The organism is Candidatus Pantoea gossypiicola (genome assembly GCF_008632075.1).
GTDB lineage: Bacteria > Pseudomonadota > Gammaproteobacteria > Enterobacterales > Enterobacteriaceae > Pantoea > Pantoea gossypiicola.
Genome location: NZ_VWVM01000019.1, coordinates 16,005 through 28,163, shown reverse-complemented (window position 1 = coordinate 28,163; position 12,159 = coordinate 16,005). Strand labels below are relative to the sequence as shown.

At 55.2% G+C, this 12,159-nt stretch carries 11 protein-coding genes; 8 read left to right on the top strand and 3 right to left on the bottom strand.

The genetic code is table 11. The annotated features are described in order from the left end of the window. The first annotated feature begins 59 nt into the window (after positions 1–59). On the top strand, positions 60–1,052 hold the full coding sequence (dusA, locus tag F3I20_RS19785) for a tRNA dihydrouridine(20/20a) synthase DusA (protein ID WP_150038344.1): 993 nt from the start codon (positions 60–62) through the stop codon (positions 1,050–1,052). Positions 1,053–1,228: 176 nt separating this feature from the next. Further along, positions 1,229–1,495 (top strand): envelope stress response protein PspG, encoded by a 267-nt coding sequence (gene pspG / locus F3I20_RS19780; protein ID WP_150012033.1) that lies wholly within the window; start codon positions 1,229–1,231, stop codon positions 1,493–1,495. 222 nt (positions 1,496–1,717) lie between these two features. Here pspG and F3I20_RS19775 read toward each other — a convergent pair whose 3' ends face one another. Beyond that, a complete protein-coding gene (locus F3I20_RS19775; protein ID WP_150012031.1) occupies positions 1,718–2,701 on the bottom strand; it encodes a quinone oxidoreductase in 984 nt (327 codons plus the stop codon). 96 nt (positions 2,702–2,797) lie between these two features. Between F3I20_RS19775 and dnaB the strand changes: the two genes are divergently transcribed. From dnaB to F3I20_RS19745, 6 genes are all read left to right on the top strand, one after another. Then, positions 2,798–4,204 carry a replicative DNA helicase gene (dnaB, locus tag F3I20_RS19770; protein ID WP_098051787.1) on the top strand — a complete coding sequence of 469 codons (1,407 nt, stop codon included), beginning with the start codon at positions 2,798–2,800 and terminating at the stop codon, positions 4,202–4,204. Positions 4,205–4,333: 129 nt separating this feature from the next. Continuing rightward, positions 4,334–4,813: an Lrp/AsnC family transcriptional regulator gene (locus tag F3I20_RS19765; RefSeq protein ID WP_003855753.1), complete on the top strand. Its 480-nt coding sequence runs from the start codon at positions 4,334–4,336 to the stop codon at positions 4,811–4,813. A 230-nt stretch (positions 4,814–5,043) separates the two neighbouring features. Continuing rightward, positions 5,044–5,658 carry a YitT family protein gene (locus F3I20_RS19760; protein ID WP_150012029.1) on the top strand — a complete coding sequence of 205 codons (615 nt, stop codon included), beginning with the start codon at positions 5,044–5,046 and terminating at the stop codon, positions 5,656–5,658. Positions 5,659–5,698: 40 nt separating this feature from the next. Further along, complete coding sequence (locus tag F3I20_RS19755) at positions 5,699–6,892, top strand: amino acid aminotransferase (protein WP_150012093.1); 1,194 nt, start codon at positions 5,699–5,701, stop codon at positions 6,890–6,892. Between the two features lie 121 nt (positions 6,893–7,013). Continuing rightward, a complete protein-coding gene (locus F3I20_RS19750; RefSeq protein ID WP_013359785.1) occupies positions 7,014–7,433 on the top strand; it encodes a secondary thiamine-phosphate synthase enzyme YjbQ in 420 nt (139 codons plus the stop codon). Next, the gene (locus tag F3I20_RS19745) at positions 7,433–7,756 is read left to right on the top strand and encodes an MmcQ/YjbR family DNA-binding protein (RefSeq protein WP_150012027.1); all 324 of its coding nucleotides are present in this window, start codon (positions 7,433–7,435) and stop codon (positions 7,754–7,756) included. The genes F3I20_RS19750 and F3I20_RS19745 overlap by 1 nt, the downstream gene beginning before the upstream one ends. Before the next feature lie 52 nt (positions 7,757–7,808). Here F3I20_RS19745 and F3I20_RS19740 read toward each other — a convergent pair whose 3' ends face one another. Further along, positions 7,809–8,873, bottom strand: coding sequence for an NAD(P)-dependent alcohol dehydrogenase (locus tag F3I20_RS19740; RefSeq protein ID WP_150038347.1), 1,065 nt, complete (start codon positions 8,871–8,873; stop codon positions 7,809–7,811). A gap of 233 nt (positions 8,874–9,106) precedes the next feature. Beyond that, on the bottom strand, positions 9,107–11,935 hold the full coding sequence (uvrA, locus tag F3I20_RS19735) for an excinuclease ABC subunit UvrA (RefSeq protein ID WP_150038349.1): 2,829 nt from the start codon (positions 11,933–11,935) through the stop codon (positions 9,107–9,109). Between the last annotated feature and the right edge of the window lie 224 nt (positions 11,936–12,159).

Below are 12,159 nucleotides of genomic sequence, written 5' to 3'. Positions count from 1 at the left end.
CCTTGTGTTATCCTTGCACAGAATTCCATCACCCTTAATTACCGGATTGTCTGCGCTTCATGTCTAATTTCTCTTCGCAACGTTTCTCTGTCGCCCCTATGCTCGACTGGACCGATCGCCACTGTCGCTATTTTCATCGTCAGCTCACCGGTGACACGCTGCTCTACACCGAAATGGTGACCACGGGCGCGATCATTCATGGCAAAGGGGATTACCTGGCTTATAGCGAGGCGGAACATCCGGTCGCGTTGCAGCTTGGTGGTAGCGATCCGGCGGCGCTGGCGCAGTGTGCGAAGCTGGCAGAGCAGCGCGGCTACGATGAAGTAAATCTGAACGTCGGCTGTCCTTCGGATCGGGTTCAGAATGGCCGTTTCGGTGCCTGCCTGATGGCCGAGGCGAATCTGGTCGCGGATGCGATTAAAGCGATGCGTGACGTGGTGTCGATTCCGGTCACGGTGAAAACCCGCATCGGGATTGATGAGCTGGACAGCTATGAATTTCTGACCGACTTTATCGGCACGGTGGCAGGTCGCGGTGAGTGCGAGACATTTATTATCCATGCGCGAAAAGCCTGGCTCTCCGGCCTTAGCCCCAAGGAGAACCGCGAAATTCCACCGCTGGATTATCCCCGCGTCTGGCAGCTGAAACGCGATTTTCCGCATCTCACGATCGCGCTTAATGGTGGCGTAAAAACGCTGGAAGAGGCACAGACCCACCTGCAGCACCTGGACGGTGTGATGATGGGACGCGAAGCCTATCAAAATCCGGGCATTCTGGCGCAGGTCGATCAGACGCTGTTTGGTCGTCAGCATCCGGCGGCTAACCCGGTGGACGTGGTACGCGCCATGTATCCCTATATTGAAGCGGAGCTGGCGAAGGGCACGTATCTGGGACACGTCACACGCCATATGCTGGGACTGTTCCAGGGGATCCCGGGTGCACGCCAGTGGCGACGTCACCTGAGTGAAAACGCCCATAAACCGGGTGCCGATGTTCGCGTACTGGAAGCGGCGCTGGCGCTGGTGGCGGATAAGATCCCACAAGAAGTCTGATTTTTGACCTGAACAAGAAAGCCAGCTTTTGAAGCTGGTTTTTTTTCGCCAGAATATGGTTTTTATCACCAGGTCGCTACGCCTTTTTTAAGCCTTATCAGTATAAAATCAATACGTTATCGATTGGCACGCTTTTTGTAATAGCTATAACAACTGATTTCAAAAGGAGCGCTGACGTGGAAATTTTATTCGTATTGGGGTTTTTCCTGATGCTGTTGCTGACCGGCGTTTCACTGCTGGGCGTGCTGGCGGCACTGGTGGTCGCAACCCTCGTGATGTTTGTCGGTGGACTGTTTGCACTTGTTATCAAAGTGTTGCCATGGCTGGTGCTGGCGGTCATCGCTGTATGGCTGCATCGTGCCTTTTTTGGCGATAGCGATGCGCGGGCGCGTCGTAAGCTGAGACGTAAGATCAGCAGGTTAGACCGTAAAGGCTGGCGTTAAATGCGGTGACGATCACAGTGTGAGAGATTGTTCGGCGCTGATCTGCAATTAAACATATTTTTTACTTATGTTTTCTGGCAGGATGCCTGTCGTCAAATCGATGTGCCATCGACTCGACATGAATTCATCGCCGCTGTCCCTACACCAGCGCGAACAAAAAATAAAAAAAAGAAGAGGGCTTCCCAGGGGAAGCCCTTTTTGTTGCTGACGGGGCGCTGACGGTTACGGGATTAACAGGCAGGATCCCTGCGTGGCGCGGCTCTCCAGCATCTGGTGCGCCCTGCTGGCCTCTTTCAGCGCAAACTTCTGCTGCTCCGGCACATCAACCTTGATCGCGCCACTCGCCAGCAGCGAGAACAGCTCGGCACTGGCGGTCTCCAGCTCCTGGCGATTGGTGATATAACCAAACAGGGAAGGTCGGGTCACAAACAGCGAACCCTTTTTATTCAGAATGCCCAAATCGATGCCGGTCACCGGACCGGAAGCATTACCAAAACTGACCATCAGGCCATGACGACGCAGCGAATCCAGCGATGCTTCCCAGGTGTCTTTACCCACGGAGTCATACACCACGCCCACTTTTTTCCCTTCCGTCAGTTCACTGACGCGCTGTGCAATATTCTCTTCGCGGTAGTTAATGGTGGCCCATGCTCCAGCATTTTTTGCCATCGTGGCTTTTTCCGCTGAACCCACGGTGCCGATCAAATGCGCACCCAGCGCTTTTGCCCACTGACAGGCAATTAATCCGACGCCGCCCGCCGCAGCATGAAACAGGAAGGTCTCTCCAGCGCTGATTTTATAGGTCTGACGCAGCAGATATTGTGTGGTCAGCCCTTTCAGATAGCTTGCTGCACCCTGCTCAAAGCTGATCGCCTCCGGAAGATGCATCAGACGGTCTTCCGCTACGTTGTGCACCTCACTATAAGCCCCCATCGACGCCAGACAGTAGACTACGCGATCGCCGGGTTTAAACAGCGTCACACCACGGCCAACCCGCGACACCACACCCGCCGCTTCCGTCCCAAGGCCAGAGGGAAAAGCGGCAACCGGATAGAGCCCGCTGCGAACATAGGTATCGATGTAATTAATCCCGATAGCGCGATGCTCAACCTGCACTTCATGTTCAGCCGGGTCAGCAGGTTCAAAATCTGTCCACGCTAAGACGTCCGGGCCGCCATGCGCGCTGAACTGAATATGCTTTGCCATTCTGACTCCTGTGATTGTTTAATCATGAGGGTGAGGCGCGCACCCTAACTAAGGTATACTTGCGCGTCCCCACAGAAGATCGGTAATGCATTCACTATGGCAGGAAATAAACCCACCAACAAATCGAACGAAACGCAGGATCGCCAGCTCGCAGGCGTGAAAATGCCCCCGCATTCTCTGGAAGCGGAGCAGTCGGTGCTCGGTGGGTTAATGCTGGATAACGAGCGCTGGGATAACGTCTCTGAGCGCGTCGTCGCGAATGATTTTTTCAACCGCTCGCATCGACTGATTTTTTCCGAGATGCAGCGGCTGCTGGAAAACAGCAAGCCTATTGACCTGATTACGCTCTCCGAATCGCTGGAAACCCGGGGCGAACTGGAGATGGCAGGCGGCTTCGCCTATCTGGCTGAGCTGGCAAAAAACACCCCGAGTGCAGCAAACATCGGTGCTTATGCTGACATCGTGCGTGAACGTGCGGTGGTGCGTGAGATGATCTCTGTCGCCAACCAGATTGCCGATGCCGGTTATGATCCGCAGGGACGTAACAGCGAAGAGCTGCTCGACTTTGCGGAGTCGAACGTCTTTAAAATCGCTGAAGCGCGCGCGGATAAAGATGCTGGCCCGAAAAACATTGAGCAGATTCTGGAATCGACCGTTTCCCGTATCGAATCGCTCTATCAGACCCCGCACGATGGTGTCACCGGGGTCGATACCGGCTATCAGGATCTGAATAAAAAGACCGCGGGCCTGCAGGGTTCTGACCTGATTATTGTTGCCGCACGTCCGTCGATGGGTAAAACCACCTTTGCGATGAACCTGTGCGAAAACGCCGCCATGCTGCAGGAGAAGCCGGTGCTGATCTTCAGTCTGGAGATGCCCAGCGAGCAGATCATGATGCGTATGCTGGCGTCACTTTCCCGCGTCGATCAGACCCGCATCCGAACCGGACAGCTGGATGATGAAGACTGGGCGCGTATCTCCGGCACCATGGGCATCCTGCTGGAGAAGAAGAACATGTACATCGATGACTCTTCCGGCCTGACCCCCACTGAAGTGCGTTCGCGTGCCCGACGTATCTACCGTGAAAACGGTGGCTTAAGTTTGATAATGATCGACTACCTGCAGCTGATGCGCGTGCCGTCATTGTCGGACAACCGTACGCTGGAGATTGCTGAGATCTCCCGCTCGCTGAAAGCGCTGGCTAAAGAGCTGAATGTACCGGTGGTGGCGCTGTCGCAGCTTAACCGCTCACTGGAACAGCGTGCTGACAAGCGTCCGGTCAACTCGGATCTGCGCGAATCAGGCTCGATCGAGCAGGATGCGGATTTGATCATGTTTATCTATCGCGATGAGGTTTACCACGAGAACAGCGATCTGAAAGGGATCGCCGAGATCATCCTGGGTAAACAGCGTAACGGCCCCATCGGTACGGTACGCCTGACCTTTAATGGCCAGTGGTCACGCTTCGACAACTACGCGGGTCCGCAATACGACGACGAATAATCTCTGCTTTGTGCTGTCATGCACGATCTGTGCATGACAGCCCCCATCATCAGAAAATAGTGTTGGACAACCTCTCGGGTTATCGGGTTATCTGTAACAAAGCGACGCCCATTACGCTGTGGAAACGGAATGACTCACGTAGACGATTACGACCTTAAAATCCTGACTTTATTACAATCTAACGGCCGGCTGACCAATCAGGAACTCAGCGATCTGGTCGGCCTTTCTGCCTCTCAATGTTCCCGCCGCCGTATCAATCTGGAACAGGCTAACCTCATCCTGGGTTATCACGCCCGGCTGTCACCCGATGCCATCGGGCTTGGCATGGTGGGATTGATTGAGGTACGCCTGATTAACCACACCGCGGAATATGTTGAGAGCTTTCACCGGATGGTGGAGCAGGAGCAGGCGATCGTTGATGCCTATAAAACTACGGGTGATGCAGACTATCTCCTCAAAGTGGCGGTGGCCGATCTCAACTCCCTCAGTGCGTTAATCAGCCAGTTAGTCGCAGGTCACCAGAGCGTTTCTCATGTGAAAACCTCAGTGGTACTGGGACGAATGAAAGAGAACGGGCTGATGATGATCCCCGGAGAGAAGACGCGCTAAAAGGATGCGCGCTGTGCGATTTTGGTGCACACTAGCGGCAGTTAATGCGAATAACGCGCATCGTAATAGAGCTTAACGCATAGATTAACGGTATAAGCCGGAATTTATGCATAAAGTTATGTTTCAAAGCGCCTTAGATATCAATGGCATCCGCTTTACAGCCCTTCAGTGCTGTGACGATGGTGCGTTTTTTGCATCGGAACCGCATCATTTGCACTGAGAAAACCCCCATGGATAACATTGCAGAACCCACCCGCGTCCCGCATTCGCGCATTGAAGATGCGCTGGCGATGGTGCTCGGCACCCTGATGGTCTCGTTCGGCGTCATTATGCTGAAACAGGCCGGTGCGCTGACTGGCAGCACCGCAGGTATCGCTTTTCTGATCAGCTATCTCTCGACGCTCTCGTTCGGCAGCGCGTTCTTCCTGATCAATATCCCGTTTTACTGGCTGGCGGTAAAACGCATGGGCTGGGAATTTACCCTGAAAACCTTCTGCGCCGTCGGGCTGGTGTCGCTGTTCACCCATCTGCACCCGCTGTTTGTCCACTTTTCTGACCTTAACCCCTTCTATGCGACACTGTTCGGTAACGTCATCATGGGAATCGGGTTTATAGTGTTATTTCGACATAAGGCGAGCCTGGGCGGCATCAATATTCTGGCGCTGTGGCTACAGGATCGCTTCGGGATCCGCGCGGGTAAACTGCAGATGGCAGTCGATACCTGCGTCGTGCTGGCGTCACTGTTTGTGGTGAGTGGCCCCATCCTGCTCGCGTCGATTGCGGGTGCGGTGATCCTGAACCTGATTATTGCAATGAACCACCGTCCGGGACGCTATCGGGTTTAAATCGCCTTTTACCTCTGGACCAATCATGGAGACCTACACCGTGTTTCAAAACGTTGATGCCTATGCTGGCGATCCGATTCTGTCGTTGATGGAAGCGTTCAAACAAGACCCACGCGAACACAAAGTTAACCTGAGCATCGGGCTTTACTACAACGAGCAGAACATTATCCCGCAGCTAAAGGCCGTGGCGGCTGCTGAAGAGCAGCTCTATGCTGAGCCGCATCAGGCATCGCTTTATCTGCCAATGGAAGGGCTGAACAGCTACCGTAGTGCGATTGCCCCGCTGCTGTTTGGTGCCGATCATCCGGTGTTAAAGGCGGGCCGTATTGCGTCGATTCAGACCCTTGGCGGTTCTGGCGCGCTGAAAGTTGGCGCAGATTTCCTGAAGCGCTACTTCCCGCAGTCTGCCGTCTGGGTCAGCGATCCGACCTGGGAAAACCACATCGCAATTTTTAACGGTGCAGGTTTAGAGGTAAACACCTATCCCTGGTATGACGCAGAGACTCACGGTGTGCGGTTTGATGCCTTTATCAGCACCCTGAAAACTCTGCCCGCGCAGAGCATCGTGTTGCTGCATCCCTGCTGTCATAACCCGACCGGCGCTGACCTGACGGATGCGCAGTGGGATCAGACCGTTGAGGTGCTGAAAGCACAGCAGCTGATTCCTTTCCTGGACATCGCCTATCAGGGCTTTGGTGCCGGTATGGAGCAGGATGCGTATGCGCTGCGCGCGGTCGCGGCAGCGGGTCTGCCTGCGCTGGTCAGCAACTCCTTCTCCAAAATCTTCTCGCTCTATGGCGAGCGCGTAGGCGGTCTTTCTATCGTCTGCGACAGTGCCGAAGAGTCAGCACGTGTGCTGGGCCAGTTAAAAGCCACCGTTCGCCGTAACTACTCCAGCCCGCCGAATTTCGGTGCACAGGTTGTCGCACGCGTCCTCAACGACGAGGCGCTGAAGGCCAGCTGGCTGGCTGAAGTAGAGGCGATGCGTCTGCGCATTCTTGCGATGCGCCAGTCGCTGGTGGACGTACTGAGCACCGCGCTGCCAGGTAAAAACTTCGACTACCTGCTGAAGCAGCGCGGCATGTTCAGCTATACCGGCCTGAGTGCGCAGCAGGTTGATCGCCTGCGTAACGAATTTGGCATCTATCTGGTGGGCAGCGGTCGCATGTGTGTGGCCGGTCTGAACAGCAAAAATGTGCATCAGGTAGCGGAAGCGTTTGCCGCCGTGATGTAACAGCAGCAAGGCCGTAAATAAGACCGCCAGGGTTTTCTCTGGCGGTTTTTTTATGGGTCAGGGTTTACCTTTCGGCGACATGCTGCACACTTAAACGGGATAACCGTTTCAGGAATAAGCTATGTGGCATCAACAAACTATAACGCTGAGTGCGAAGTCGCGCGGATTTCATCTGGTCACCGATGAAGTCGTTAATTCGCTTTCCGGACTACGTGATATCAAAACCGGACTGCTGCATCTGCTGTTGCAGCACACTTCGGCGTCGTTAACCTTAAACGAGAATTGCGACCCGACGGTGCGTAGCGACATGGAGCAGCATTTCATGCGGCACGTGCCGGAGAATGCGCCTTATCAGCACGACTATGAAGGACGTGATGATATGCCCGCGCACATCAAATCATCGACCTTAGGGGTTTCGTTGTTATTACCGGTTCAGCGGGGACGTCTGGTGCTGGGCACCTGGCAGGGTATCTGGCTGGGCGAGCATCGCATTGATGGCGGTGCCAGGCGGATTGTCGCCACTTTACAAGGGGAGTCGTAATGAATAACTCAGACTTACTGACCTATTGCATGAGCAAGCCGGGCGCGGAGCAGAGCGTCCACAATGACTGGAAGGCTACCCAGATTAAAAGTCACGGCGTGCTGTTTGCGATGGTGCACGAGGTAAAAGGGCGGCCCGCCGTCTCGCTGAAATCGACGCCAGCGCTGGCGGAATTACTGCGCGAAGAGCACAGCGATATTATTCCCAGCGAGCATCTGAATAAGTCTCACTGGAGCACGCTGTTCCTCGACGGTTCGCTGAAAGATTCGCAGATCTACTATCTGGTCGATGCCTCATACCAGCAGGCGGCGGCTGCCCGTTAAACGGCAATAAAAAACCCTCTTACCTGAGCAGGAGGGTTTCAGATCAAGCAGTTTACGCGGCAGACTGATCGCGCAGCGTATTGATATCGATAACAAAGCGATACTTCACATCGCTTTTCAGCATGCGCTCATAGGCTTCGTTGATCTGGTCCATCGCAATCAGCTCAATGTCTGACGTAATCCCGTGCTCGCCACAGAAATCGAGCATCTCCTGGGTTTCCGCGATGCCGCCAATCAGTGAACCGGCAATGCTGCGACGTTTAAAGATCAGGTTGAAGACCTGGGGTGCCGGATGATCGTGCTCCGGTGCGCCCACCAGCGTCATGTTGCCATCCAGTTTCAACAGGGTGATGAACGGATTGAGATCGTGCTGAGCCGCCACGGTGTTCAGGATGAAGTCAAAGCTGTTCGCGTGCTGCGCCATCTGCTCTGCATCTTTGGAGATCACCACTTCATCGGCACCCAGACGTTTGCCATCTTCAATTTTGGATGGTGAAGTGGTGAACAGCACCACATGCGCGCCCATGGCGTGCGCAATTTTTACCCCCATATGGCCCAGGCCGCCTAAGCCTACGATCCCCACTTTCTTGCCTGGACCGACATTCCAGTGACGCAGCGGCGAATAGGTGGTGATACCGGCACACAGCAGCGGTGCAACGCCCGCCAGCTCCAGGTTCTCAGGAATCCGCAGCACAAAGCTCTCATCAACTACCATCGACGTTGAGTAACCGCCGTAGGTAATAGCGCCGGTTTCGCGATCTTCGCCGTTATAGGTGCCGACAAAGCCGTTTTCGCAATACTGCTCCAGACCCTGCTGACAGCTCGGACAGCTGCGGCACGAATCGACCATGCAGCCGACGCCAACCAGATCGCCGACTTTGTATTTCTGCGTTCGTGGACCAACAGCCGTCACGCGACCCACAATTTCATGACCCGGAACCACGGGGAAAATGGTGTTTTTCCACTCATTACGGGCCTGATGCAGGTCTGAGTGGCAAACGCCACAGAACAGCACCTCAAGCTGAACGTCATGGGCGCGCAGCTCACGCGGCTTAAAATCGAACGGTGCCAGTTTGGATTTTGCATCCTGAGCAGCATACGCATGCGTAATATTCATGGTGTCTCCAGTTTCGATGTGTCGTGAGTGTTTTTTGATGATGTGCAGCAGCGTGGATGTGCTGCGAAAACAGGGCGACGCCAGGGGCGTGCCAAAGAGGAACCGCTTAAGGATAGTCAGCGTGGGGAAAAGCGTATATGCCTATACATGTCTGAATCTTGCCTGATTCTGCATTTTTCTGGCTGAATCAGCAGGGGGTAAAAAAAGGCCCGCACGCGGCGGGCCTGAGTGAATTACTTCTGTAACAGGGGCTTCAGGAAGCGTGCGGTGTGGGATTTCTCACACTCCGCCACGGTTTCTGGCGTGCCAGCAACCAGGATTTCACCGCCGCCGCTGCCGCCTTCCGGACCGAGATCGACAATCCAGTCTGCGGTTTTGACCACATCGAGGTTGTGCTCAATCACCACGATGGTGTTGCCCTGATCGCGCAGCTTATGCAGCACTTCCAGCAGCTGCTGGATATCGGCAAAGTGCAGGCCAGTGGTCGGCTCATCCAGAATGTAGAGCGTCTGACCCGTGCCACGCTTCGACAGCTCACGCGCCAGCTTCACACGCTGGGCTTCCCCGCCGGAAAGGGTGGTGGCGGATTGACCGAGGCGGATGTAGGTGAGACCGACATCGATCAGCGTCTGCAGCTTACGCGCCAGCGCTGGCACGGCATCAAAGAACTCTCGCGCCTCTTCGATGGTCATCTCCAGCACTTCGTGGATGCTCTTGCCTTTGTACTTCACTTCCAGCGTTTCACGGTTATAGCGTTTGCCTTTGCACTGGTCGCACGGCACATAAATGTCCGGCAGGAAGTGCATCTCGACTTTCAGCACGCCATCACCCTGGCAGGCTTCACAGCGTCCACCCCGCACGTTGAAGCTAAAGCGACCCGGATTGTAGCCGCGCGAACGCGCTTCCGGCACGCCCGCAAAGAGTTCACGCACCGGGGTAAAGATACCGGTGTAGGTGGCCGGGTTGGAGCGCGGTGTTCGACCAATCGGGCTCTGGTCGATGTCAATCACTTTGTCGAAGTGCTCCAGCCCCGCTACGTCACGGTAAGGTGCCGGTTCGGCGATGGTCGCGCCGTTCAGCGCCCGCTGGGCAATCGGGAACAGCGTATCGTTGATCAGGGTCGATTTACCCGAACCGGACACACCGGTAATACAGGTGAACAGCCCGACCGGCAGCGTCAGCGTGACATCCTTTAGGTTGTTGCCGCGAGCGCCGGTAATCTTCAGCACTTTGGCCGGATCGCCTTTAACGCGCTCCTCTGGCACCACAATGCCACGCTTGCCGCTCAGGTATTGACCGGTCAGCGACTCTTCCTGCGCCATAATCTGATCAACGGTGCCTTCCGCGACGACCTGGCCGCCGTGTACGCCTGCACCCGGACCGATGTCGATCACATGATCAGCGGCACGAATCGCATCTTCATCATGCTCAACCACGATTACGGTGTTACCGAGGTCGCGCAGATGAATCAGCGTGCCGAGCAGCCGTTCGTTGTCGCGCTGGTGCAGGCCGATTGAAGGCTCATCCAGCACATACATCACGCCGACCAGACCCGCACCGATCTGGCTGGCCAGACGGATACGCTGTGCTTCACCCCCGGACAGGGTCTCGGCGGAACGAGACATTGATAGATAGTTCAGGCCGACATTGACCAGGAAGCTCAGGCGATCGCCAATCTCTTTCAAAATTTTCTCAGCGATCTTCGCACGCTGGCCGCTGAGTTTCATGTTTTCAAAGAAGGACATCGCATGACCGATGCTCATCTCAGAGATGGTTGGCAGCGTGGTGTTCTCCACGAAGACGTGGCGCGCTTCACGACGCAGACGGGTACCTTCACAGCTGGCACAGGCGCGGTTGCTGATAAACTTCGCCAGCTCTTCGCGCACCGCAGAGGATTCCGTCTCTTTATAGCGGCGCTCCATGTTATTGAGCACGCCTTCAAACGGATGACGGCGAACCGAGGTATCGCCGCGATCGTTGATGTACTTAAATTCGATGCTCTCTTTGCCTGACCCATACAGAATCACTTTCTGCACGTTGTCAGGCAGGCTACCGAACGGCGCTTCAATATCAAAACTGAGGTGGTCCGCCAGCGAACGCAGCATCTGGAAATAGTAAAAGTTACGACGATCCCAGCCGCGGATAGCACCGCCCGCCAGCGAAAGTTCAGGGTTCTGCACCACGCGATCAGGATCGAAATATTGCTGTACGCCCAGGCCGTCACAGGTTGGACAGGCGCCCGCCGGGTTGTTAAAGGAGAACAGGCGCGGCTCCAGCTCACTCATGCTATAACCACAAATCGGGCAGGCGAAGTTCGCGGAGAAGAGCAGCTCTTCGGCCTCGCTGTCATCCATGTCCGCCACAATCGCCGTGCCGCCTGAGAGCTCCAGGGTTGTCTCAAAGGACTCGGCCAGACGCGTCGCCAGATCGTCACGCACTTTAAAGCGGTCAATCACCACTTCGATGGTGTGCTTCTTCTGCAGCTCCAGTTTCGGCGGGTCTGACAGGTCGCACACTTCGCCGTCAATACGCGCACGAATGTAGCCCTGCGTCGCCAGATTTTCCAGCGTTTTGGTGTGCTCACCCTTGCGATCTTTCACTACCGGGGCCAGCAGCATCAGGCGACGACCTTCCGGCTGCGAGAGCACCTGATCCACCATCTGACTCACGGTCTGCGCCGCCAGCGGTACGTTGTGGTCCGGGCAGCGCGGTTCGCCCACGCGGGCAAACAGCAGACGCAGGTAGTCGTGGATCTCGGTGATGGTTCCCACCGTCGAGCGCGGGTTATGCGAGGTAGATTTCTGTTCAATAGAAATGGCGGGCGACAAACCTTCGATATGATCGACGTCCGGCTTCTCCATTAACGAAAGAAACTGGCGCGCATACGCAGAGAGCGACTCCACATAGCGGCGCTGACCTTCCGCATACAGCGTATCAAACGCCAGTGAGGATTTACCGGACCCTGACAGGCCGGTTACCACAATGAGTTTGTCGCGTGGGATGGTCAGGTTGATGTTTTTCAAATTATGGGTGCGGGCACCACGAACTTCGATCTTATCCATTCACCTTTCCCGAATTAGCTGCACTCACCGTGCCTTGCCGACACGGCCAGAATAAACGTGTCATTATGGCACAAAAAATAGACTGAATATATATCCAGTACTCTCAGGCCTGGAAGCGGAGAGGGATTAAAACTGGAACCCCGCTCGAAAGTGGGAAACAGTCCGCAGGACGTGTTAGAATTGATGGATTAGACTGTATGCATTAACTCATCGGGAGACAGCAA